Source organism: Phocaeicola salanitronis DSM 18170, from assembly GCF_000190575.1.
In the GTDB taxonomy this organism is placed as follows: Bacteria; Bacteroidota; Bacteroidia; order Bacteroidales; family Bacteroidaceae; genus Phocaeicola; species Phocaeicola salanitronis.
On the sequence record NC_015164.1, the window covers coordinates 1497111 to 1520537 of the forward strand.

The 23427-nt window shown below is 44.6% G+C and carries 22 protein-coding genes; 12 read left to right on the top strand and 10 right to left on the bottom strand.

Annotated features, from left to right (window positions below; genetic code table 11):
* Window positions 1-10: 10 nt before the first annotated feature.
* The 11 genes from BACSA_RS06700 to tnpC all read left to right on the top strand — a co-directional run bounded on the left by BACSA_RS06700 (window position 11) and on the right by tnpC (window position 10010).
* Complete coding sequence (locus BACSA_RS06700) at window positions 11-961, top strand: glycosyltransferase family 2 protein (RefSeq protein ID WP_013617346.1); 951 nt, start codon at window positions 11-13, stop codon at window positions 959-961.
* Window positions 962-963: 2 nt separating this feature from the next.
* On the top strand, window positions 964-1476 hold the full coding sequence (locus BACSA_RS06705) for a DUF6452 family protein (RefSeq protein WP_013617347.1): 513 nt from the start codon (window positions 964-966) through the stop codon (window positions 1474-1476).
* Complete coding sequence (locus BACSA_RS06710; protein WP_013617348.1) at window positions 1424-2137, top strand: DUF6048 family protein; 714 nt, start codon at window positions 1424-1426, stop codon at window positions 2135-2137. Before BACSA_RS06705 ends, BACSA_RS06710 begins: the two co-directional genes overlap by 53 nt.
* Window positions 2138-2262: 125 nt before the next feature.
* Window positions 2263-2832 carry a manganese efflux pump MntP gene (locus tag BACSA_RS06715; RefSeq protein WP_013617349.1) on the top strand — a complete coding sequence of 190 codons (570 nt, stop codon included), beginning with the start codon at window positions 2263-2265 and terminating at the stop codon, window positions 2830-2832.
* 155 nt (window positions 2833-2987) lie between these two features.
* Window positions 2988-4001 carry an FAD:protein FMN transferase gene (locus BACSA_RS06720; RefSeq protein WP_013617350.1) on the top strand — a complete coding sequence of 338 codons (1014 nt, stop codon included), beginning with the start codon at window positions 2988-2990 and terminating at the stop codon, window positions 3999-4001.
* A gap of 122 nt (window positions 4002-4123) precedes the next feature.
* Entirely contained in the window at window positions 4124-6118 is a 1995-nt protein-coding gene (locus BACSA_RS06725; RefSeq protein WP_013617351.1) for an OPT family oligopeptide transporter, read from the top strand.
* 105 nt (window positions 6119-6223) lie between these two features.
* The gene (locus BACSA_RS06730) at window positions 6224-7063 is read left to right on the top strand and encodes an alpha/beta hydrolase (RefSeq protein WP_041583921.1); all 840 of its coding nucleotides are present in this window, start codon (window positions 6224-6226) and stop codon (window positions 7061-7063) included.
* Window positions 7064-7149: 86 nt separating this feature from the next.
* On the top strand, window positions 7150-7320 hold the full coding sequence (locus BACSA_RS20125) for a hypothetical protein (RefSeq protein ID WP_158098033.1): 171 nt from the start codon (window positions 7150-7152) through the stop codon (window positions 7318-7320).
* 293 nt (window positions 7321-7613) lie between these two features.
* Entirely contained in the window at window positions 7614-7937 is a 324-nt protein-coding gene (gene tnpA / locus BACSA_RS06735; RefSeq protein ID WP_013616134.1) for an IS66 family insertion sequence element accessory protein TnpA, read from the top strand.
* Window positions 7930-8298 (top strand): IS66 family insertion sequence element accessory protein TnpB, encoded by a 369-nt coding sequence (gene tnpB, locus BACSA_RS06740; protein ID WP_013616133.1) that lies wholly within the window; start codon window positions 7930-7932, stop codon window positions 8296-8298. The genes tnpA and tnpB overlap by 8 nt, the downstream gene beginning before the upstream one ends.
* An 86-nt stretch (window positions 8299-8384) precedes the next feature.
* Window positions 8385-10010, top strand: coding sequence for an IS66 family transposase (tnpC, locus tag BACSA_RS06745; RefSeq protein WP_013616132.1), 1626 nt, complete (start codon window positions 8385-8387; stop codon window positions 10008-10010).
* Between the two features lie 258 nt (window positions 10011-10268).
* Here tnpC and BACSA_RS06750 read toward each other — a convergent pair whose 3' ends face one another.
* From BACSA_RS06750 to BACSA_RS06785, 8 genes are read right to left on the bottom strand one after another with little or no spacing between them, the layout of a single operon-like run.
* Window positions 10269-11576 (bottom strand): hypothetical protein, encoded by a 1308-nt coding sequence (locus tag BACSA_RS06750; protein ID WP_013617353.1) that lies wholly within the window; start codon window positions 11574-11576, stop codon window positions 10269-10271.
* A 13-nt stretch (window positions 11577-11589) separates the two neighbouring features.
* The gene (locus tag BACSA_RS06755) at window positions 11590-13128 is read right to left on the bottom strand and encodes a WG repeat-containing protein (protein ID WP_013617354.1); all 1539 of its coding nucleotides are present in this window, start codon (window positions 13126-13128) and stop codon (window positions 11590-11592) included.
* Complete coding sequence (locus tag BACSA_RS06760) at window positions 13125-14732, bottom strand: FHA domain-containing protein (RefSeq protein ID WP_013617355.1); 1608 nt, start codon at window positions 14730-14732, stop codon at window positions 13125-13127. The genes BACSA_RS06755 and BACSA_RS06760 overlap by 4 nt, the downstream gene beginning before the upstream one ends.
* Before the next feature lie 18 nt (window positions 14733-14750).
* Window positions 14751-15326: an FHA domain-containing protein gene (locus tag BACSA_RS06765; RefSeq protein WP_013617356.1), complete on the bottom strand. Its 576-nt coding sequence runs from the start codon at window positions 15324-15326 to the stop codon at window positions 14751-14753.
* Between the two features lie 17 nt (window positions 15327-15343).
* Complete coding sequence (locus BACSA_RS18890) at window positions 15344-16699, bottom strand: PP2C family protein-serine/threonine phosphatase (RefSeq protein WP_013617357.1); 1356 nt, start codon at window positions 16697-16699, stop codon at window positions 15344-15346.
* Window positions 16696-17664 carry a serine/threonine-protein kinase gene (locus BACSA_RS06775; protein ID WP_013617358.1) on the bottom strand — a complete coding sequence of 323 codons (969 nt, stop codon included), beginning with the start codon at window positions 17662-17664 and terminating at the stop codon, window positions 16696-16698. Before BACSA_RS06775 ends, BACSA_RS18890 begins: the two co-directional genes overlap by 4 nt.
* A gap of 12 nt (window positions 17665-17676) precedes the next feature.
* A complete protein-coding gene (locus BACSA_RS06780) occupies window positions 17677-19326 on the bottom strand; it encodes a serine/threonine protein kinase (protein WP_013617359.1) in 1650 nt (549 codons plus the stop codon).
* 18 nt (window positions 19327-19344) lie between these two features.
* Complete coding sequence (locus BACSA_RS06785; RefSeq protein ID WP_013617360.1) at window positions 19345-20082, bottom strand: FHA domain-containing protein; 738 nt, start codon at window positions 20080-20082, stop codon at window positions 19345-19347.
* A gap of 343 nt (window positions 20083-20425) precedes the next feature.
* Between BACSA_RS06785 and BACSA_RS06790 the strand changes: the two genes are divergently transcribed.
* A complete protein-coding gene (locus BACSA_RS06790; RefSeq protein WP_013617361.1) occupies window positions 20426-20977 on the top strand; it encodes a 30S ribosomal protein S16 in 552 nt (183 codons plus the stop codon).
* Between the two features lie 61 nt (window positions 20978-21038).
* On the opposite strand, the gene BACSA_RS06795 is transcribed toward BACSA_RS06790, so the two are convergent.
* Complete coding sequence (locus tag BACSA_RS06795; RefSeq protein WP_013617362.1) at window positions 21039-22058, bottom strand: endonuclease/exonuclease/phosphatase family protein; 1020 nt, start codon at window positions 22056-22058, stop codon at window positions 21039-21041.
* Between the two features lie 15 nt (window positions 22059-22073).
* Complete coding sequence (locus BACSA_RS06800) at window positions 22074-23339, bottom strand: DNA/RNA non-specific endonuclease (protein WP_013617363.1); 1266 nt, start codon at window positions 23337-23339, stop codon at window positions 22074-22076.
* Between the last annotated feature and the right edge of the window lie 88 nt (window positions 23340-23427).

Below are 23427 nucleotides of genomic sequence, written 5' to 3' on the forward strand. Positions count from 1 at the left end.
AATATAAGGTATGGACATATCAGTAGTAATCCCTTTATATAATGAAGCCGAGTCGTTGCCCGAACTGCATGCATGGATAAAACGGGTGATGGACGCCAACCGCTTCTCGTACGAAATCATCTTCGTCAATGACGGAAGCACCGACCGCTCGTGGGACATCATCGAGGAACTGGGCAAAAGCAATCCGGAGGTGAAAGGCATCAAGTTCCGCCGTAATTACGGGAAATCGCCCGCCCTGTACTGTGGGTTCGAGCGGGCAGAAGGCGATGTGGTCATTACCATGGATGCCGACCTGCAAGACAGTCCCGACGAAATTCCGGAACTGTATCGGATGATTACGGAGGACGGGTATGACCTGGTTTCGGGCTGGAAACAGAAACGCTATGACCCGCTCTCGAAAACCATACCCACCAAGCTTTTCAATGCAACGGCACGGGCGGTGTCGGGCATACACAACCTGCACGATTTCAACTGCGGGCTGAAGGCATACCGGCGCGAAGTGGTGAAGAACATCGAAGTGTATGGCGAAATGCACCGGTATATCCCGTATCTGGCAAAAAATGCCGGATTCAAGAAAATAGGCGAAAAGGTGGTGCATCATCAGGCACGCAAGTACGGAAAGACCAAATTCGGGCTGAACCGCTTCGTAAACGGTTACCTCGACCTGCTTACGTTATGGTTTCTTTCCACTTTCGGGGTGAAGCCGATGCACATCTTCGGCTTTCTGGGTTCTATTATGTTTTTGTTGGGATTCATATCGGTGGCTGTTATCGGATTCAACAAACTGCACGACATGTATTGCGGAAATCCGTACCGGCTGGTGACCGAAAGCCCGTACTTCTACCTGGCGCTGACCACGATGGTTATCGGCACACAATTGTTCCTTGCCGGATTCATCGGCGAACTGATAGCCCGCAACGCTCCCGAACGAAACAAGTATCAAATCGAAAAAGAACTGTAACGATGAAAAGACTACCGGTCATATTCTGCATATTGGCGTTAGCAGGACTGTTGGTTCCAAGCTGTGAAGTGGAAAACTGCCCGCCCAACGCCTTGTCGTACCTGCATTTTTCGCTGGTAGACCAAAACGGACGGACGCTCAGCACATCGGACACCATCACCATCGTGGGGCAGACCACTTCTTCTGATACGCTTGTATCCGACACGCTTATTAATCAGGAAGCGGGGGCAAGCAGCTTCAGCCTTCCTTTGAGCTACGATGCCTACACCCGTTTTGTGTTTATCTATCACGCGCTGGACTTCGGCTACGTGGCGAGCGACACCATCCGGATTGACCACCGGAACATCCCGTATTTCACCAACCTGGATTGCGGAAGCATGATGTTCTACGAAATCACCGGCACGGCGCACACCCACCACAGGCTCGACTCTATCACCATCACTAACCCGAATATCGACAACAATGAGAAAGAAAATATCCGCATCTATTTCACTGTTTCTGGTGTTGAGCAGTAGCCTTCTCTTTCTGTTCCCCGCCCCGGCATGGGCACAAAAGAAAGACAAGGAGCAGCTAAAGGCCGACTACAAGGCTTCCCCGTTCTATCAGGGAAGCTCTATCGGCGTGGAAATAGCCGGCATAGGCGGCTACCTGCTGGGAGGAGACATCATGAGCAGCGAAATTTTATTGCAAAGCAACCTGAAGAACCGTTTTTTGCCTACCCTCGAAATAGGCTACGGGAAAACCGATGCCGTCAACGATGCCACCGACATGCACTACAAGACATCGGCGCCTTATTTCCGGATAGGCATGGACTATAACGTGTTCTACCTGAAGCCTTACCTGCCCGGTTATCTGTATGTGGGCCTGCGTTACGGCATGAGTTCGTTCACCTACGACGTGAGCGGACCAGACATGACTGACCCCAATTATGGAGGGACTACGGTGCCTTTTTCGTATTCGGGCATGAAAAGCAAGGCAAGCTGGCTGGAAGGTGTGGTAGGCATCAAGGTAAGGATTTACAAAGGTTTCCACATGGGATGGGCGGTGCGCTACAAGATGCGCATGAGCATCGACAATCACGAGAACTCGGTCCCCTGGTACGTGCCCGGCTTTGGCAAGAACGCCAGCAGCAGCTTCAACCTGACGTATAACTTGATTTATAATCTTCCGTTTTAATATGACAGATGATTTCACCACAGAGGACACAGAGTCTCACAGAGTATTAATTTATTTCCTCTGTGCGCCTCTGTGTCCTCTGTGGTGAAACCGTATATAAACCAACTAATAACGAACTGACACAAATGGGTATATTCGCAATTCTTTTGCTTGCCGTGAGCCTCGCCATCGATTGCTTCACGGTGTCCGTCACCAGCGGCATCATATTACGGCGCATCCGGTGGAATACGTTTCTGACGATGGCGTTCTTTTTCGGCTTCTTCCAGGCTTTGATGCCTTTGCTGGGCTGGCTTGGGGCAAGCCATTTCAGCCACCTCATCGAGGCTTACGACCATTGGGTAGCCTTCGGGCTGCTCGCTTTTTTAGGCATCCGCATGATACGCGAGCATTTCAAGGACAGCGAAGAACACAGCTTCGACCCTACCCGCCTGAAGGTCATCATCACCCTTGCCATCGCTACCAGCATCGATGCACTGGCGGTGGGCATCTCGTTTGCCTTCACCGGATTCAGGGAGCTACAGAGCCTGCTTCTTCCGCTCGTTGCCATCGGGCTTGCCTCGTTCATCCTCTCGCTGGCAGGAAGCCTTATCGGCATCTTTTTCGGGAAACGCTTCAACTTGCGGATGGAATTGTTCGGCGGGCTGGTATTGATAGGTATCGGCGTAAAGATACTTTGCGAACACTTGCTCGGTTAGAAAATGGAGAATGATAATGTATACAAAATTAAACGATATAAGGAAACGCAGATTTTCGCAGATTCGCGCAGATTTAACCAAGATTAAAAATAATCTGCGAAATCTGCGTAAATCTGCGTTTTAAGCTGACACATTCATAAACTAATCACAACGATATGAAGAAAAAAAACGGACTGAAATGGCAAATCCCTTTCCTGCTGCTGCTCGTCGTGGGCACCGTATGGATATTGCGCAAGCAGGCACCTTACCAGACCGACCAGGGGCTGGTGTTCGGCACGATGTATAAAATCACCTACCAGTCGAAAGAGAACCTGAAAGCCGAGATAGAAGCCGAGCTGCAACGGGTAGACCGTTCGCTTTCGCCTTTCAACAAGGCATCGGTCATTACGCGCATCAACGACAATACGGATATGCAGACCGACTCCCTGTTCGACTACGTGTACCGCCTTGCCCGGCAGGTATCGGAAGAGACACACGGCGCGTTCGACATTACCGTTGCTCCGCTGGTGAATGCCTGGGGATTCGGGTTCAAGAATGCGTCGCAAGTAGATTCGGCTACCATCGACAGCTTGCGCCAATTCGTCGGATACGATAAGGTGAAGCTGGAAAACGGAAGGATTGTCAAGAGCGACCCGCGCACGATGCTGGACTGCAGTGCCATTGCCAAAGGCTTCGGTGTAGACTGTGTGGCACGCCTGCTGGACCGGAAAGGGATACGCAACTATATGGTAGACATCGGGGGAGAACTGGTGATGAAAGGCGAAAACGCGCAGATGAAACCCTGGCGCATCGGCATCAACAAGCCCATAGACGATTCGCTGGCAGTGAACCAGGAGCTGCAGACCGTATTGCAGGTGAGCGGCGTAGGGCTTGCCACTTCGGGCAACTACCGCAACTTCTATTACAAGGACGGCAAGAAATACGCCCATACCATTGACCCGCGTACAGGCTACCCGATACAGCACAACATCCTCTCGGCTACGGTCATCGCCGACAACTGTGCCAAGGCAGATGCTTACGCCACCGCCTTCATGGTATTGGGACTGGATTCTGCCAAAGCCGTCTGCCATGCCCATCCCGAGCTGGACGCATACTTTATCTATAGCAAGGACGACGGAAAGACGGACATCTACTACACCGAAGGGATGGAGAAGTACATAGCAAGATAGGTTATAATTAATAATTAACAATTAATAATTAATAGCTGACAGTTTACATTACACCGGGAACGGTACATAAGGCTTTGTCTGACACGAAAAGATAAATTGAAACTAAAAATAATAGCACAAAGATGAAAGAAACAGATGAAAAACCGACGGGACTGCCCGAAAACGCGTTCCGTCCACTGAAACCGGGCGAACAATACCACCCCCTGATGTCGCCCGACAAGAATTATCCCGAAGTAAATGCCTGGTCGGTGACGTGGGGCATTGCCATGGCAATACTCTTCTCGGCAGCAGCGGCATACTTGGGGTTGAAAGTGGGACAGGTATTCGAAGCCGCCATCCCCATCGCCATCATTGCCGTGGGAGTGTCTGGAGCCGCCAAGCGTAAAAGCGCACTGGGCGAAAACGTCATTATCCAGTCCATCGGAGCATGTTCGGGCGTTATCGTAGCCGGAGCCATCTTCACCCTTCCGGCACTTTACATCCTTCAGGACAAGTATCCGGAAATGACGGTCGACTTCTTCCAGATGTTCATCAGCTCTTTGCTGGGAGGTATCCTTGGTATCCTGTTTCTCATTCCTTTCCGCAAGTATTTCGTAAGCGAGAAGCACGGCGAATATCCTTTTCCCGAAGCCACCGCCAGCACGCAGGTGCTGATTTCGGGCGAAAAGGGAGGAAGCCAGGCGAAACCGTTGCTCTTTGCCGGACTCATCGGCGGTCTGTACGACTTTATCGTAGCTACCTTCGGATGGTGGAACGAGAACTTCACTACCCGCGTGTGTGGTTGGGGCGAAACGATTGCCGACAAGGCGAAGCTGGTGCTTAAAATCAATACCGGAGCAGCGGTCTTGGGGCTGGGGTATATCGTAGGGTTGAAATATGCCGCCATTATCTGCGCCGGCTCGCTTGCCGTATGGATTATCATCGTGCCGGGCATCGCAATGCTGTGGGGCGACCAGGTATTGAACGCCTGGAATCCGGCTATCACGCAGACCGTAGGCTCGATGTCGCCCGAAACCATCTTCGCCGAATATGCCAAGAGTATCGGCATCGGAGGCATCGCCATGGCGGGCATTATCGGCATCGTGCGCTCGTGGAGCATCATCAAGAGTGCCGTAGGGCTTGCCGCCAAAGAGATGAAAGGCAAGAAGGCAGACGCCGGCGTGGTGCGCACACAGAAAGACTTGTCGATGAAAATCATCGCCATCGGGTCGATTGTCACCATTATCCTTGTGGCGCTGTTCTTCTATTTCGATGTGATGCAAGGCAATTTGCTGCACACCGTTGTAGCGATAATCCTTGTGGCAGGCATCTCGTTCCTGTTCACCACGGTAGCCGCCAATGCCATTGCCATCGTGGGTACCAATCCCGTATCGGGCATGACACTGATGACGCTGATTCTGGCATCGGTGGTGATGGTTGCCGTAGGGCTGAAAGGTGCTACGGGCATGGTTGCGGCATTGGTTATGGGAGGCGTGGTATGTACCGCCCTCTCGATGGCAGGCGGCTTCATTACCGACCTGAAAATCGGCTATTGGCTGGGAAGCACGCCCGCCAAGCAACAGACGTGGAAATTCCTGGGCACACTGGTATCGGCTGCTACCGTAGGCGGCGTTATCATGATACTGAACAAGACCTACGGCTTCTCTTCGGGCGCACTTGCCGCACCGCAAGCCAATGCCATGGCTGCCGTCATCGACCCGCTGATGAACGGTGTGTCGGCTCCGTGGCTGCTTTATGGCATCGGTGCCGCACTGGCATTGGTGCTGACTTATTTCAAAGTCCCGGCACTTGCCTTTGCCTTAGGTATGTTTATCCCCTTGGAACTGAACCTGCCGCTTATTGTAGGCGGTGCCATCAACTGGTACGTCACCACCCGTAGCAAGGACGAAGCGGTCAATGCGGCACGTGGAGAAAAGGGCACTTTGCTGGCTTCGGGCTTCATTGCCGGCGGTGCACTGATGGGTGTGATAAGTGCCGCGATGCGTTTCGGAGGCATTAATCTAGTGAACAAAGCGTGGCTGGAAAACCCGATGAGCCAAGTGGTATCGCTCATTGCATACGCACTCCTTATTATATATTTAGTAAAAGCAAGTATGAAAATAAATAAAGTTGACTAGTTGACGAGGTACGAGGTGACTAGGTTTTGAATAGTTTTACTTATGCTATCTAAGGCCTAGTACCTCATCCTTGGTCACCTGGTACCTAACAAAAAATAAAACACCATGAAAAAGTTAGCATTAATGAGTTTACTCTTTGTTTCTACGCTGCTCGCGGCGCAGGAACCTGTCAAAATCAAGTTATGGCAAAACGGCGCGCCCAATGACAACGGCATGACCAGCCAAGTGGAAAAAGGTCCGCTCTATGTAGCAGAACCGACCATCGAAGTCTATCCCGCTAAAGAAAGCAACGGACTTGCCATCGTGATGTGCCCGGGAGGTGGATACAGCCATCTCGCCATGAACCACGAAGGGCATGATATGGCAAACTGGTTCAACAGCCAAGGCATTACATACGCCGTACTGACCTACCGTATGCCTAACGGAAACAATGAAGTCCCCCTGAGCGATGCCCAACAGGCACTCCGCATCATGCGCCAGCATGCAAAAGAATGGAACATCCAAAAGCTGGGCATCATGGGCGCTTCGGCAGGCGGACATCTGGCAAGCACCGCCGCAACCCATTTTACAGACGCAGAGACACGTCCCGACTTCCAGATTCTGTTCTATCCGGTCATTACGATGGATCCTGCTTACACCCACATGGGTTCGCACGACAACCTGTTAGGAAAGAATCCTTCAAAAGAACTCGAACAAAAGTATTCGAACGAACTGCAAGTCACACCCGAAACTCCCCAGGCATTCATCATGCACAGCAGCGATGACGGTGCCGTACCCGTAGCCAACAGCGTGAACTATTATACGGCACTGGTGAAAAACGGTGTCTCGGCAAGCCTGCACACCTATCCCGTCGGCGGACACGGCTGGGGATTCCGCGACAGCTTCCCTTACAAACGCCAATGGACCGGTGAGCTGGAGAAATGGTTGAGAGAAATAAATAAATGACAATCAGGAGTTAAAAGGGAGTTATAGGTAGTTATCGCCCGCCAGTGCGGGCTGGGAGTTAGAAGCTGTTTTGAATTTATCGTGCGATGATTTGGGATGAGTTTTTGAGGCATTTTCGCTTCTGTGATGAGGAAGATAGCGGGCTATCTGACGAAGAACAGGAGCGAAAAGGACCAAAAAATCGCCCAAAGCACACACGAAAAAGGATACATCAAGCCAAGAAAAACTTTTTGGAGAAATTCAAAACAGCTTCTTAGATGCCAATACCTTTTGCACCGCTTTCAGAAGCAAAACTATTGGTCTTTAACTCCTGTGAAACATAACTACGTTTATGCTTTGCGCAGTACAGATTTGTGCATTTCTACATCGCCAGTCCCCGCATTTGCTGACATCTTCGAAAAGATTGAACGGCTCTTTCTTGCCTCGCATACTCGACAACCTCTAAGAGGTTGTCCGTGCAGGCGATGTGTAAGCATTCTAAGAAATACACATTGCATGCCCTATAGTTTGATTGTAATTTTGCCCCACATAACAATCAAACCGAATAGCAATGAACAGAACTGGATTTGAAGAATTAGAAATGCAGGTGCAACAAAGCGGCCTGTCATTGAAGTCGTACCTACGACAGATAGGAGTGAGTTATTCCACCTATCACTATTGGCAAAAGAAATACTCTGCCGAGAAAGACAGTATCAAACAAGAGCTGGCTCCGATCAATATCAAACGGCCAACAGCAGAATTGTCCTTGGATGAACAGGCTCCTTACGGCGTGTCCTTGTTGTTTCCCAACGGGCTCCGTGCCCACTTTGGAAGCGGCTCAGAGAAGCTGTTGATGGAAGTGTTGAACCAAAGTCTGCAGGAGGGCCATGTTTAACTTGAACGACACGATGCGCTACTTCCTGTGTCCCGGCAGGACGGACATGCGCAAGGGCATCAGTTCGCTGTGCGGGGTGGTGCATGAAAAGATGAAAAGTGAGGTGAAGAACGGCGATGTCTTCATCTTCATCGGCTCCAACCGCAGGCTTATGAAGCTGCTTCATGCGGAAGACGGCGGCATGGTGATGTACGTCAAACGGCTGGAGGCCGGACGCTTCAAACTGCCGGAATACGACCCGGAATCAGACAGTTATCCCATGGAATGGCGTGACCTGGTAATGATGGTCGAGGGCATTCAGGAAAGCCCGGGGCAGAGGCTCCGGCGGCTCAGGGCAGAGCGTAAGGAGTACCATGTATGACATGTCTTTTATTGAAAAAAGTGCTGGTATTATTGTATAATCCATTAATAATTAGTATCTTTACATCAGTAAAAAAGAGACAGGCAATGGATGAAAAAGCTATATTACTCAAGACGATAGAAGGGCTGAATGCCTCTATTGCTTCATTGTCTGCCACTAATAAAAAACAGGCTGAGCAGAATGAAAAACTGCAGGCGCGCATCAAGGAGCTGACGGCTCAGGTCGCATGGCTGAACCGTCAGCTCTTTGGGCGTAAATCGGAGAAGCTTCGCGCATATGACCCTAATATCCCCGATCTTTTTGCAGACGAGTTTGCCGGACTCCAACATCAGGCGGAAGAAAAGCGCGACGAAGCCGTTGGGAAGATTGAAAAGGAATCGGCGGAAGTACGGAAGCAGAATCGTCAGAACCGAAAAATGATAGAGGACTTACCCGTACTGGAGACCGAGACAATAGAACCGACAGGTGTTGACCTGTCTTTATACCGTAGAATAGGCGAAGAGATAACAAAAGTCGTCAAACACAAGCCGGGCATGCTTTACGTCAAGGAAATCATCCGTCCCAAATATGCACTCAAGGACAGCACCATGCTTCCTCCGGCTGGACAGAAAGGAGTGGAGATTGCCCCCATGCCGCTGATGCCTGTTGACAAGTGCATCGCTGATACCAGCCTGCTTGCCGAGATACTGCTTCAGAAGTATGAATACCACGTCCCGTTCTACCGTCAGATACGGCAATACAGGCATCTCGGGCTGAAAGGCCTTACGGAAAGCACGCTGGACGGATGGTTCAAGAAGACGGTAGAACTGCTGAAGCCCCTGTATGAGTCGCTTAAGAAAGAGGTCTTCTCTTGCGACTATGTGCAGGCGGACGAGACCACCATCCCGGTCATCAACAGAGGAAAGCACAAGGCGGAAAAGGAATACCTCTGGATGGTCAGGTCTGTCATGGAAAAACTGGTCATCTTCCATTATGACATGGGATCCCGGGCCGGATCAGTCATCGAATCACTGGCAAGCCAATACCGCTTCAAAGGATACCTTCAATGCGACGGTTTTGCAGGCTATGAGACAGCCTTCAAGACCAACCCCGACGTGCGGCTGGTCAATTGCATGGCGCATATCCGCCGTGATTTTGAGCATGCCTTGGGTGAAAACAAAAAGGAAGCCGAATATGGGCTGGCCCAGATACAGTACATGTACAGGATTGAGCACTGCTGCGATAAGGCGGGCTTGTCGTTCGACGGACGCAAAGCGAAACGCCGGGAACTGACACGCCCAATCATGGAGGCCATGAAGACGTGGATGGAAACGGAAGGCATCAAATACAGTCCCCAATCGCTAATCGGCAAAGCTGTCTCGTATGCCTATACCCGATGGGACAACATGATGAGATGCCTGGAGGACGGACGCCTGCTTTTGGACAACAACCTGGCGGAAAATGCCATCCGGCCAATTGCTTTGGGGCGCAAGAACTATCTCTTCTGCGGTAATCACGAGGCTGCCGTTAACATGTCTGTAATCTGTTCCCTGCTGGCCACCTGCAAGGCACACGATGTGAACCCAAGGGATTACCTGAAGGATATCATTGCCCAAATGCCGTATCATAAGAAGTCCGCTGATGAGGAACTGCTTAACCTTCTTCCGCACAAATGGAAACTGCAACATCCGGAGAGCCTGTTGACCAAACAAACTGTAGAATCCGCCAACTAACCACAACGTCAACATACAGGTTCAACAAAACTATAGCGACTGTCACTATGAATCCAATAGTAACAGTCGCTATCATTATATAGATATTTAATGACTGTAGTTTATCGAATGCTTACGGCGATGTGGAAATGCACAATTCTAAAACACGCAAAGTATAACTCCTGATTCGCATAAATAAGTAAAAAAACGACAGAGCCATACAGAAATTTCACTTCAAAATATTCTGTATGGCTCTTGCATCAATTACGGAAAACAATATCATTCAATTTTACACCAAATGACTTTCTTTCCTTGCGGTTTATAAATTACATACTCTCCTGTTGACACAGGATATTCCAATTTTAATGTGTGATTGGCACTTACCGAAACACCAGACGGACGGACACTACGTTGAACTAAATCTTCATAAGTAAAAACATAACGCATTTTCCCTTTTACTTTCATCTGCACCAACTTCAAAAGAATACACTCCCGATTAGACATATCATCATAGGTTTCTAAGATTAACTTACCGCCTATTGAATCCTGTTTTAAGACAACAGGCTTTCCTTCTACATCCAACATCAAGAATGAATCCCGTTCGTCAACATCCATCATATTAACTTTTTGTCGATTAACAAAAAATTCATCCTGCCTGACAATAATATCATCCAATGGAGCATAAGCTTCATTCTTTTCTTTGCGGATTTCTGTAATATCACCACTATAACATTTTAATATCTCGTCATTCTCCTGTTGGAACAAGACATAACCTTCTGTCTGCTTCGTCCCATAATTCTGTTCTATCAGCACTCCCCTTACTACTTTTCCAGGTTTGGCATAAAGAATTTCAATATAAGGAACTTGCTCAATCAAACGTTGCGTTTTATTCAATTTTACTTTTTTTTGAGTCACAATTTTATCCGAACTGATGACTTCTACCATTCCGTCATCTTTTAATAACCGGATAAATTTACCAGGAACCTGTTCAATAATCTGCCCGGAAAGAATTTCATCCGAATGCAATTCTATTTTATCAACAGTACCGCTCAACTCTGTTTTTCCACGCACTGGACGCTTAATTGAACGAATGTCTTTCCAACTTAAATAATAAGTATTAGGAGCAAAATCAAGATATTTGACTATAGCCCCTTTCTCCACAATACGGACTTTACGTGGCGTTACATTCCAAACAGTTCCATTGGCTCCTATCTTCCGAGGATGTTCCATGGCTACCGAATCTTTGTTTGCATCCGTCTTTTCCAATACTATATCACTTAAGGTCAAGTATTTTTTCCCTTGAAGCGTTTCTACGGCATTAGGATTATCCTTCACCCATTCTTTCCATTGCTCTGAGAGCTTATCCACTTCTGTTTCATGCCTAACAATGGAAACAACTTTATCCGAAGGCACGTAAATAGTCGCTTTTTGTGCCACAAAGACAATATCCTTACCCGGACGTTGAACGGACATATATCCTTCAAGCACCGAACCATCCTGTAAGACAACCGTCTCAACAGGATATGCATGAAGCAAAGTGACACAACAAATTAAAATAAAGCTCAAATAAATTCTATTTGTTTTCATATCGTTCTGTCTTTTAATACTCTGTAAAGAAAGGTAACAACTGAATCCGTTTACTTGTCTTCTTCGAAGTTAAAGAAGTAGAAACAGTGATAGCCCTATACTCTTTTTTAAGCACTTTTGTAAAAGTTGCATATATTGTCTGGCTTTGTCCGGGACTCAGCTTCAGTTCCTTAGAAACCGGCGCTAAACGACTGCCCGAAATATTGACACTAAATGTTTTTACTTCAGAGGTGTTATTAGTAAATGTAACCTTAACCGAAGCATTGTCTTTCACATTTGCTTTTGCAACAGAAGGGGAAATAGAAATGTCCACCTGACCTCCAGAAGCAGAAACTGTCGATGAGGCATTCCCCATAGCATCATTCCATACAATCAAATCTTCTCCTTCCAATTGCAAGGTATAACTGCCTTTAGCACGCATAAAAGAAAAAACACGACTTGAAGAAGAATCTCCCGGACGGACACATTTCTGTGTTTCTTTCCCTATACAAGACAATTCAAGAGACGTTTTTCTCCATTCATCAGGAACTGTTACTATATAATCAACAGATTCCATATCCGAACCCGATGCAGCCAATGTTCCTTTTGAAGCCCGACAACTAAAGGCTGAACGTATCAACTTCAAAACACCAAACTTCTTGTTCTTTGAAGCAATAGCATATCCTTTACTAAAAGGCATCGCTTCGTCAAACTGGCAAGGCAAAATAATAGCCGCCCCCGATTTATAGCCATACAACCCTTCTTTTACAAAAGTAGAAGGACCATCATACGTTATATCCGGCATAGCGTCAAACACATCGAAATCATCTTCTGACCCTAAAGCATGTTTCTTGTCAAAAGACAAAGCAACATTATTGTCTGTCCGTATTACCTTGCCGGAAGTATTTATAAAACAATATTTTCCTTCCTTGGTTACAACCAATGCCTCTCCATTTTTAAAAGAAGTCCCCATCGTGATATCTTCCAAATCTGCTTGTAAAGGCATGGTTTTCCCGTCCTTATCAATATACGATATTTTTTCTTTACCGGTCTTTATTAAATCGACTCCGATTCCGAGAATACCTTTTCCTTTACCAACAGCAGCCCAACCTTCTGAAAAAGGATAAGCCGAAGAATAACTACAATTAACAACCAATTTACCACTGGTATCCATATATCCATATCTTTTCCGCTTATTATATACTGGCAATCTGCCTTCTGAAAAGAACGGATAAGCTTTTACATAATATTCTCCCATAATCGAAGTTACACTTCCGTCCCGATACAAGATATTTGTCAGTTGATAATCTCCATCCTCTGTCCGATTCAAGACCAAGGCACAACCTTCGCTCATAGCAGTAATCGAATCGGCTGATACAGATACAACAACTTCTCCTTCAGCATTGACAACCCCGACCTTATTGCCTGAACTTACCTTATACACGCCTTCCGCATAACGGACTACAGAGTCATAATAAGGCTTTATTATCCATTTGGCAGTCTGCGACTTAGCTTGCAAAGCAAAACACAAGCCACATACCAGCCATAACCAACCACTCAATTTACGAATCATAATCCGACCTCCTCGTTATACATTTCCTGCAAATATTTGGCTTGGCATGCACGACCATAAGTAGCACCTGCAGCTCTTCTTCCCCATAAAACACCAACTAATTCTCCTGTTTTCGGATTAAATATTGGCGAACCGCTGGCTCCTCCTTGTGATTCTCCCTGAAAATCAAACGAATATTTACCAGGGATTCTGCTACACATTGTTTCCCGAATTACCGGCTCCAATGAATGAGTCTGACTATCCAAATTCCAAGCATTTCCTCTTGGATAACCAATCCACACCAATTTATCCTTCAACGGTATCAGCTTTTCAGATTTCACTTTACTCAAATCAAATACAAATTTAATATCCTCCGGAGTCTTTTTCGTATTCAATTGCAACAAAGCTATATCTTTGTCTTGTGTATCCGAAGCTATTAATACATCACATCTTTCATATTCATCTATATGAGTGTAGTTTCTACCCGGATATCCTACAGAAATATAATTCATTTTACCTGAAAAACTAGTTTTACAATTCTTAAGCTGACGAATTAACGTATTTATAGTCAATATATTATAACGACCATTCTTTACAGCTTGCATTTTTATCATCTTCCAAAATAGATTTCCCGATTCATCATATTTATTTATGAGTGCATTCGCCACCTCATCATTATAAGGAATCTCTACGGGAATCTCCATTTCCAAGAATTCAGCCATAGCAGTACGAGCATTTTTCTCCTCATCACTACCTTCGTCTTCCACCCACGGTGTAGCTACATGACGATTAGTTGCCATACGCCCTTCACGATCTACAAAAAAAGCCGTAGCGCTATAAGTATATATTTCCCATGGAAATTCTCCACTTTTAACATCCGGACGCCCCGCTGATGCCATCACACTAAGCCATATATCATCCTGAATAGGAGAATCTTCAAATTTGATATTTAATGAATACTGTGCATCTACATAAACAACCGCCTTACGCACCTCATTAATGTCAATGTCTTTATGAATAAACAACATTACCAAATATATAATCCCAGCCAAAGCTGCTGCAGACCCTACACCAATTGCTATTTTCTTCCAAATATCAATCGGATTCGGCATAAACGGTTTCAACTGTTCTGTCACATCAAGATCCCCACAAATAACAACATCTCCTCTTCGTACACGTACTTCCTTGCCCGGCTGTATCTTTACTCCGTTCACTTTTGTTCCGTTTACTGAAGAAGAATCCTTAATGAAGGCTTTGTTATCTTTAGTAATCACAAGCGAAGCATGAAAACGGCTCACAAACTGACTATCGATAACAAGATCGTTGTGAAAACTTTTACCGATATTAACCACCCTTTTATATTTGCTGACATCATCGCAAGGAGGAACTTTATGCCAATTTAATTCTTCATCAGCAAAGCGAATTAAATCACCTTTTTTTACAGGGACTTCCACATCCGGAGTAATTCGTTTGTTATTGACAAATGTACCGTTTGTACTGCTTTTGTCTACCAACAACATTTCTCCGCTATCCAACAAAATCAATTCGGCATGCAAAGTACTTACTCTTTCACTATTCAACACAATATTATTGGTAGCTGACCTACCTATTTTTAATAGTCTCATATCGCTTATTTTTTATAGTTACATAATAATCGGATTCTTCTCTGGTGTTTTTTCTTTAGCTACAGTGTCTGGTTTCTCCTTCGCTGCAGGCTTTTTCTTGGGTTTAGGCAAAAGGTCAGCGCCGCTTGGCTCATCCAAACTTTTAGGTATCGCCAACGTTCCTTCCCCACGTTCTCCTTCTTTCGGACTTTCTTGCCGAACCGAATCATTTACAGCCTCCTTATGAACTGGATTTACAGGCAATTGAGGTATATCGGGCTCTTTTTCTTTAAAAAAGAACACAATCGCAACGACAATGGCAACTGCCAAAACAGCTCCCAATGCGATATACCGATAAATTCGCATCGTATTAGGAACCAATGACCAATCTAATTGCCTTACATGCGCAAAAGACACGACATCTTTACGTGTCACAGGATAAGGGATATTCGGAGTCAACTTAATTCCATTTACAAAGGTGCCGTTTTGTCCCATATCGATAAGTTCCATTTTACCCGTTGCATGGATTTTCAAAATCGCATGCCGACGGCTGATTACATTTTCCGGCAAAACTATGTTGCAATCTTCGCCTCTTCCTATTGATATTACTTTCATATCATTCCATTTTACGGTTATTCTGATTTCCTTATTTTGTCTTTATATTCATCTATTTTTTTTATAATTGCAATATAATGCCCTTGAGATTTATCCGTGTCTTTTTGAGCTATCGAATTACTCAGCCAACTGACAACACCTGTTACCTTTTCGTTTTCAGTTATTCCATATTCTTTCAGACTCGGAGCCAAAACTTCAAATTCTTCCTTTGTTTGTGACAATTTCTTATTCTTCTCAGTTCCTTCTTTCATTTTTTTCAACTCCTCAAGCTGAGCGATAATCTTATCCAACTGGTCTATTATTTCCATTTTATGCTTAGACTCATCTACATATTTTTCCAACTCCTCAAAATTCTTTTCTTCTACTTTCTTATTAATAATATCCAGCTTTTCACGAAAATCCGCTTCCATCTTGCCTAAAGCATCTTTCATCCTCCTATCAAGCACAGAATCCATATATTCTTGATCCACCTTACTCTCATCTACCACCGTTTTTTCTTGTGGAACTTGAATCAATTGAATAACATTTCCTGCCAAACTGATACAGCACAAAGCCGATAATCCTATCAGAATATTTCTCGTTTTCGTACTCATTTTTTCTTTTTTTATTGAATTAGATGTTGTTTCTATTAAAGTTACAGTCAAATTATCATGGGTACCTCCTGACGCAAATCCCTGCTCATCCACCTTTATAACCAAACTTTCTACAGCACCTGCAGGAGATTTCGTTTGAGAAGCAATCTGAACAATCATCTTCTCTGGAAATACTCCCCATATACCATCCGTACACAACATAAAACGGTCTCCCTTTTCATAAGCCAGTTCTGCCACTTCCGCCTCTACTTCCGGCTGAATGCCTAATGCTCGAGTAATGACATTTGACTGAGAAGACAAACGAGCTTGTTCTTCGGTCAACGTTTTATTCTTGACCATTTCAAAAACCAACGAATGGTCAAAAGAACGGAAAACCTTTCTTCCTCCCCGAAATAAATAACATCGGCTGTCACCTACATGAGCCACCACAGCCGAATATTCATTTATCAACAAAAGCACAGCCGTAGTACCCATTCCCTTGAGATGCGGATTTTCTTTTACTTTAATATAAAGTAATCGGTTGGCTTGTTGTACAGCTTGTTGTACAGCCTCTATCCGTGAGACAGAAGGGTCGCATACCTGAATTGACTGAATAATAGCTTCCACCGCTAAAGAAGAAGCCAGTTTTCCACCTGGTCCTCCTCCCATCCCGTCACATACAACGATCAATAGTCCCAATGCTGTATCAACATAACCACATGAATCCTGATTCTCTTTTCGTCCGCCCTGCCGAGAATCTATAAAACCGACAAAAGGCATTGATGTATTTATCTGAATCATAATAATAGCATAAGAATTAGTATTAAAATTACTCCGGCAATACCACCTATACAAATAGGAAGAAGCCAGTTGTTTTTCTTTTCCTTAACCATAAAAGATTGCTGAATTGCCTTCTTAAAATCCAAAGCTGACTGAAAACGATTCTGAGGATACTTATCTGTAGCACGCAACAAAACATCCATTAAGGCTTTAGGTATTTCCGGAGACTCAGGCAACAACTTTGTCCGTTGCAATTCCAAAGTCTCTTCCATTGTCGGAGCATCGAAAGGATTCGTACCTGTCAACAATTCATATAACGTTACCCCCAACTCATAAAAATCAGCGGTTTTGTCTACATGAAACATTTTTTGCCCTGCTTCCAATACTTGCTCCGGAGCGGCATACTTGGGCGTACCGACCAAACCTGCCGAAGTAATATCCATATCATCTCCCGCAAAAGCAATACCTAAATCCATCAAACGCACATTGCTTCCATTCTCCAACATAATATTAGAAGGCTTTATATCCATATGAATCACATTTCTGGAATGGATAAAATCCAACGCGTCTAATACTCGATAAATAAACTCACAAATTTTCTGTACACGAATTTCTTTGGAACAAGAATTCAAACTGACCTTTACATATTGTTCTAAAGTAACCCCATGCACTAAACGGCTTACAATAAATATAGGACCCCTATTCGGCTGTTCTTCACAATATCCAATCATTTCAACCAAATTGGGATGACGGAATTCCAAAGAAGCCTCCAATTTTGCCCGTTTCCGAATACTCGGAATATTGGCATATTTATCGTGTACACGCTTTATAGCAACCTTCTGACCGGTTAAAAACGACTGGCCCAAATAAACTGTTCCCATTGCTCCTTCACCCAAAGGAGAGGCTCCTAAATCATAACCGAACCATTCGTCTCCGATTTTCAGGTCGACTTCATTCCCTCTATAAATAACATTTTTCGCATTCATCCGCAAACTCCTTTATAATCCGGACAATTCTTCGATACGCTTTGCACATTTATTGACAAACTCTTCATCTCCTGCCGACTCTGCATATTTCAATCCTTTTTCAAAATAACTTAACGCCAAAGATATGTCTCTACTGTCAGCTACTCCTATACGTGTTTCACCCGCATAATAATCACATCCCAATTCATACAGAGCCTTATAAGAAGTACTGTCCAATTGCACAGAAAGCAAGTTCAGCTTATGCGACTTTTGGTTATCAACCGAAATTTTACCTTTCAGATTTTCCCGCATTTTCAAATACAGACTTAACGAATCATGACTTTCTGCGTACAAACGTCCTTTCAGATAAGCAGCTTCAGCAGAACTGATATATTTCTTGGATATAACTTTATCCAACAAATCCAATCCTTTCAACGCTTCCGTTGGACTCTGTAAATAAGACAAAGCTTCTTGAGTTATTAATGCAGATGTTTTTATGGTACATCCAGACAAGCTATCTATCTCATAATAAGCTTTCGTATCGTCAATCACAACATCTTGTAATTCTGCTCTACGCTGTTGAATAGCCAATAAATCTTCTTCTGATTTACCGTCATCACCCGATATCATGACTCCAATACAACCGACAATAATCACAGCCATTACCGCAGCTACAATTACCATTTGTTTCTGATGCCCTTTAACAAACTCTTCGATTTTAATATGCGAGGTTGATTCTTTCTCCAAACTTTTCAACTGCTCTACAGCCACCCTAAATTCTGCCGCAGACTGGTATCGTTTACTTTGCTCTTTTTCTGTAGCCTTTCCAATAATTTTCCGTAAGGCTTTGTCTTCTATTAGCTGCAAAGGCATCTTCTTATGCTGCTGCATCTCCAAAATTTCATGAGTAGCCCCTTCGAAAGGCAAATTCCCCGTCACCAATTGAAAGAACATAATACCTATCGCATAAATGTCCGTTGTCTCATTCTGATGAGAAACATCCCCCAATACCAATTCCGGCGCAGCATAAGCGGCTTTTCCCATAAACATACCTGCTGTTGTAAGAAGTTGGTCCTGCGTATTCAACGTAGACATTTGCTTAGCAATGCCAAAATCAATGATTTTCACTTTCCTATCTGAAGTAATCATGATATTACTTGGATCAATATCCCGATGCACATACCCTTTGTCATGCAATGCCATAATACCAGATAACACATTTTTTATGATAAATACAGCAAATTCACGACGTTCATTCTGATACATACGATATAATTCTTCAGCAAAAGGTATCAAGCTTCCTTCATTATCCGTAACTTTTCCTTTCAGCAAATCATATAGCATCACTCCATGAAGCAACTCACTCACAACATGATAACGTTCGTGTACCTTCCCGGGAGCAATTTCTTCATCGATTTGAATAAACCCATACATCTCTACTAAATTCTCGTTATGAATCTGAATAGAAGCTTCTCTTCTGGCACGTTCTATTACATTTACCGGAAGGTCATCAAACAAAAATTTAATAGCTACAGGAATCCGTACGCCTGTCTTTTCGTCCACACGTATTCCTTTGAAAACTTGTCCCATACCGCCTACGCCCAACGGTTTTTCTTCCGTATCTATTTCATAATGAATTTTTGCCAAGCGTTCAGCAGCACCTTGTATTATCATTACAGACATAATCCTATTTTCTTTACATTACATAAACTGAGTTCCACCCGGTTCAGTCATATTACCTCCATCCAAGGGCACAGTGCCATCATTCTGCCTACGCTTATTGTGGTCATAAGGATTGAAATTCTGTCCGCCACGAAGCACTTGCTGCTTAAAACTCTCGTCATAATCATCCTCTTCTGCAACGTCTGTCGGGATAAAATCTTTTGAAACGGAAAGTCCTAACGATTCAGCATCCACTAAAATTAATAACAGCCTATAATTTAACCCTATTGTCAAAATATCATTATTAAAACATTCATGAGCACTGTAATCAAGCTCTTCTTCATTGACAAAAATGCCATTCTTCGAACCCTCGTCTTTAATTGAGGCCAAAACCTTATGAGTGGTTTTCATTTGCTTCACATTCAATACAGCATGCAGATCCGATACTGTATGTTCCCTTAAACAAATATCACATTTTTCTGAACGCCCAATAGTATTTCTCCCTACGTAAACAGGCCAAAATTCCCCTATACCCTGACGAGATATCGAATATAAAAAGCCCACAACAGGATCCGCTCTTCTACTACTGTTTACTACTGCTTCATCCACACCCGGAGCACGACGTTCCATTCCTGGAACAATTGTTCCTTGCTTATCATAATCTATATTCACATACGTAGACGAACGGGAATACATATTATGACGACTTTCACTTTTTTTCTCATTTGATGAAAAACCTTCTCCTAATCCCGGGATTACCGTTTTATCTTGTGACATAACCTAAAAATTTAATATTATTAACTACGTGAAGATACTGACTATATAAAGACTAAACAAATAACGTCGTTCGCAAATATTACCAAGCTGTCCAATATATGTACTATACGGTCAAAAAACGAAACTATCTATCCATTTTTAGCTAAAATACAGACAAATAATTCAATGCAAATCCACTATTTACTATCATCATTTCAAAAAACATTAGCCTAATTTAGATACATTTGCCCTGCATTTTCTCTTTTCTTCTTTGCTAATCAAAGAAAAAGCATTACCTTTGCAGCCGCTAATACGGGATATTAGCATAATTCAAATCATTAATCATTAAATAAAAACAAATTAAATGGCAACAAAAATCAGATTGCAAAGACACGGACGCAAAGGATACGCGTTCTATTCAATCGTTATTGCAGACTCAAGAGCACCACGTGATGGTAGATTTATTGAAAAAGTTGGTACATACAACCCCAATACCAATCCTGCCACAGTAGATTTGAATTTCGACCGTGCATTGTATTGGGTAAAAGTAGGTGCACAGCCTACAGACACCGTACGTAACATCCTGTCGCGCGAAGGCGTTTACATGATGAAACACTTGCAAGGCGGTGTTGCAAAAGGCGCATTCGATGAAGCTACAGCCGAAGCCCGTTTCAATGCTTGGAAAGAAAACAAACAAGCTGGCTTAGACGCACTGAGAAAGAAAGAAGAAGAAGCTAAAAAAGCTGCTGCTAAAGAACGTCTGGAAGCAGAAAAGAAAGTAAACGAAGAAATCGCTAAGAAAGTAGCTGAAAAGAAAGCTGCCGAAGCCGCTGCTAAGGCAGAAGCTGAAGCTGCAGCTGCTCCTGCAGAAGAAACTCCGGCTGAAACTGCCGCAGAAGCTCCTGCTGAAGCATAACATTCTTTTATTATTTATAAAAATACCCGACTTCATTTCAGAAGCCGGGTATTTTTATGTCTTACCGCTTGATGAAATAAACCACGGTGGGCAAATGGTCACTATAGCCGTTCAGCCAACGTCCGCCCGCTTGCGTACGGTTGGGATAACCGGCATATTTTCCTTCGGTCTGGAACAGATAGTCGCGTTTGAATATCTGATGGCTTTCGTACGTCAGCTTCCGGTGCCGGCGGTTCAGGAAATTGCCGGTAAAGACTATCTGGTCGAAAAGGTTCCATTTCCCCCGGTACTTCAATGTCCCGTCACCTCCTTCCAGCGTATTCCACCACGGATTATACAGTTCTTTCTTTTTCACATCCTTGGCATTACGTTTGGCTCCGAGCGATTCTGCCATGCTCTTGTCCATCGGGTCGTCGTTCATATCCCCCATAATGACAATCTTGATTTTCGAGTCCAGACGTTGCAAAGAGTCTTTCAAGGCACGCACCTGCACACCGGCACGCTCACGAGCCGGAGACTTGGCTCCACGCGAAGGCCAATGATTGACAATAAAAGCTACCCGTTCGCCTGCCAATTCTCCGTCCGCTATCAAGAAGCCACGTGTAGGCCTGTCGGACGGCTCCGCAAGCTGATAAGGCACCAACCTTGTAGATTTCACCTGATAAAGTTCCGGATTATAGAACATGGCACAATCGATGCCCCGTTCGTCCGGTCCTTCGTAATGGATAATCTGATACCCCCGTTCCTTCAACGCAGGCTGGGCTAACAAGTCTTCCAGCACACGGCGGTTTTCTACCTCTGCCATGCCTATCACCGCGGCTCCTTGGGGCACTTTATCCGTAGCCAACAGGCTCAATACAGTCGACATGTGCTCCAATTTCGACTGATATTTCTTATCATCCCATTTATTCCGTCCGTCCGGCAAATATTCATAATCGTTCTTCCCTTCATCGTGAACGGTATCAAACAGGTTTTCCAAGTTATAAAACGCCACTCCGTAGAGTTTCCCTTTCTTATTCTGTGCATTACCTGCTACAACCAGCAGGAACAGAAAGAGTGTCAATCCGATTCTTTTATACATATTCCTTCAATTTTATCACCAACTCCAGTCACTTATCACCGCTTCTGCTTCTACCTGATTCTCTACCGCATCATCCAGATTGCAGAAGAAATCAATGCCTGTCTTCCGTTCCAGCTCATCCACCGGAATCACATATTTTTGCAAATCTTCCGCTTTCGGATTACGAATCAATCCTTCCTGATGAGGTATCAAAAACGCAATGGCATGAAAATCATTTCCCTTTTCACTCAATACAGCCATAAAATAGGACGCAGGACATGCCAATCCGTGTATGGTAAAACCATTTTCATCGGTCGTAGGAGTTCCTCCCGAAACGTGTGTACCGTTAAAGTTCACCAATAATTCATTGAGGGTTCCTCCTTTTGCCACATATACCTTATCGTAGGTTCCTGATGCTGTAGAGCGTCCCCACGTCTGCACTTGTTCTTCCAATCCACGCCAAAAACCTCCGTTAAAGTCATTCAATTGTGGCGACATGTTGCTATAATAGAAGGTCTGCTCGTTGGCTTCTTTCGTATACACCCGGTCTTCCGAAGCGCATAAATGGCCTTTATCGAAACCGTCACTCTTATGGTCTGCTTCTTCCGTACGCATCTCTTCCGGCAACTCTTCGTCTACCGCCCATGCATCGGTACGTGATACTTCATCAGCCGAAGTCGTTTTATCGAAACTGAAAGCCACCCAATTGGCGTGCCGCTTAGCCGCATTCCACTCCAGTGCATAATTCAATACCCGATTACCGTTTACCTCAATGTCATGTGCCACATACACATTCGAATCGTTCAGGCAAGGCATTTCGTATTCCGTCACGTAATCATTACCGGCATTCGCATTCCAGTTTCCAGCCGGAGCATCTTCTTCCACATATTCAATCGTTACATTGTTTCCTTCGATGTCTATTACCCGGAACTTCAGATAGCGGTAACGGTCGGCACCCATACACCAAGCCCAATAAGCGGCATCTTCCTCGATGTCAACCGATTGTTGCCAACCGGCTTCTTGTACAGGTACTTCCGGCATGGCGTCCAGACGTCCGGCATCGCTTTTTGAAAACCAGTAGACATCCCCATGAAAAGTCTTGTCTTGAATGTAGAACGGATAGGTGAATCCTTCGGGCTGGCATACAGAGAACCCCTCAGAAGCGCTTTCGTACCCTTTCAATACCAATGTGAACGCTCCTTCTTGCGTGGTCTCATTCTCAATGGTTATCGTATCATTGTCGCTACACCCGACTACTATGAAGCCGAAAAGCAGCATGCATATTCTTAAAACAGATTTCATATATTCAGTAACCGGTTAATAATTAAAACGCAGATATCCGCAGATTCACGCAGATTATAATTCCAGTCTGCACGAATCCGCGAATATC

Coding starts and splice junctions, on each gene's coding strand:
- BACSA_RS20125 (WP_158098033.1), top strand. CDS start 7,150: ATGATTTGGGATGAGTTTTTGAGGCATTTTCGCTTCTGTGATGAGGAA.
- BACSA_RS06715 (WP_013617349.1), top strand. CDS start 2,263: ATGGGTATATTCGCAATTCTTTTGCTTGCCGTGAGCCTCGCCATCGAT.
- BACSA_RS06790 (WP_013617361.1), top strand. CDS start 20,426: ATGGCAACAAAAATCAGATTGCAAAGACACGGACGCAAAGGATACGCG.
- tnpA (WP_013616134.1), top strand. CDS start 7,614: ATGAACAGAACTGGATTTGAAGAATTAGAAATGCAGGTGCAACAAAGC.
- BACSA_RS06720 (WP_013617350.1), top strand. CDS start 2,988: ATGAAGAAAAAAAACGGACTGAAATGGCAAATCCCTTTCCTGCTGCTG.
- BACSA_RS06800 (WP_013617363.1), bottom strand. CDS start 23,339: ATGAAATCTGTTTTAAGAATATGCATGCTGCTTTTCGGCTTCATAGTA.
- BACSA_RS06700 (WP_013617346.1), top strand. CDS start 11: ATGGACATATCAGTAGTAATCCCTTTATATAATGAAGCCGAGTCGTTG.
- BACSA_RS06765 (WP_013617356.1), bottom strand. CDS start 15,326: ATGAAAGTAATATCAATAGGAAGAGGCGAAGATTGCAACATAGTTTTG.
- BACSA_RS06780 (WP_013617359.1), bottom strand. CDS start 19,326: ATGTCTGTAATGATAATACAAGGTGCTGCTGAACGCTTGGCAAAAATT.
- BACSA_RS06730 (WP_041583921.1), top strand. CDS start 6,224: ATGAAAAAGTTAGCATTAATGAGTTTACTCTTTGTTTCTACGCTGCTC.
- BACSA_RS06710 (WP_013617348.1), top strand. CDS start 1,424: ATGAGAAAGAAAATATCCGCATCTATTTCACTGTTTCTGGTGTTGAGC.
- BACSA_RS18890 (WP_013617357.1), bottom strand. CDS start 16,699: ATGATTCAGATAAATACATCAATGCCTTTTGTCGGTTTTATAGATTCT.
- BACSA_RS06760 (WP_013617355.1), bottom strand. CDS start 14,732: ATGAGACTATTAAAAATAGGTAGGTCAGCTACCAATAATATTGTGTTG.
- BACSA_RS06755 (WP_013617354.1), bottom strand. CDS start 13,128: ATGATTCGTAAATTGAGTGGTTGGTTATGGCTGGTATGTGGCTTGTGT.
- tnpB (WP_013616133.1), top strand. CDS start 7,930: ATGTTTAACTTGAACGACACGATGCGCTACTTCCTGTGTCCCGGCAGG.
- BACSA_RS06775 (WP_013617358.1), bottom strand. CDS start 17,664: ATGAATGCGAAAAATGTTATTTATAGAGGGAATGAAGTCGACCTGAAA.
- BACSA_RS06705 (WP_013617347.1), top strand. CDS start 964: ATGAAAAGACTACCGGTCATATTCTGCATATTGGCGTTAGCAGGACTG.
- BACSA_RS06750 (WP_013617353.1), bottom strand. CDS start 11,576: ATGAAAACAAATAGAATTTATTTGAGCTTTATTTTAATTTGTTGTGTC.
- BACSA_RS06725 (WP_013617351.1), top strand. CDS start 4,124: ATGAAAGAAACAGATGAAAAACCGACGGGACTGCCCGAAAACGCGTTC.
- BACSA_RS06785 (WP_013617360.1), bottom strand. CDS start 20,082: ATGTCACAAGATAAAACGGTAATCCCGGGATTAGGAGAAGGTTTTTCA.
- tnpC (WP_013616132.1), top strand. CDS start 8,385: ATGGATGAAAAAGCTATATTACTCAAGACGATAGAAGGGCTGAATGCC.
- BACSA_RS06795 (WP_013617362.1), bottom strand. CDS start 22,058: ATGTATAAAAGAATCGGATTGACACTCTTTCTGTTCCTGCTGGTTGTA.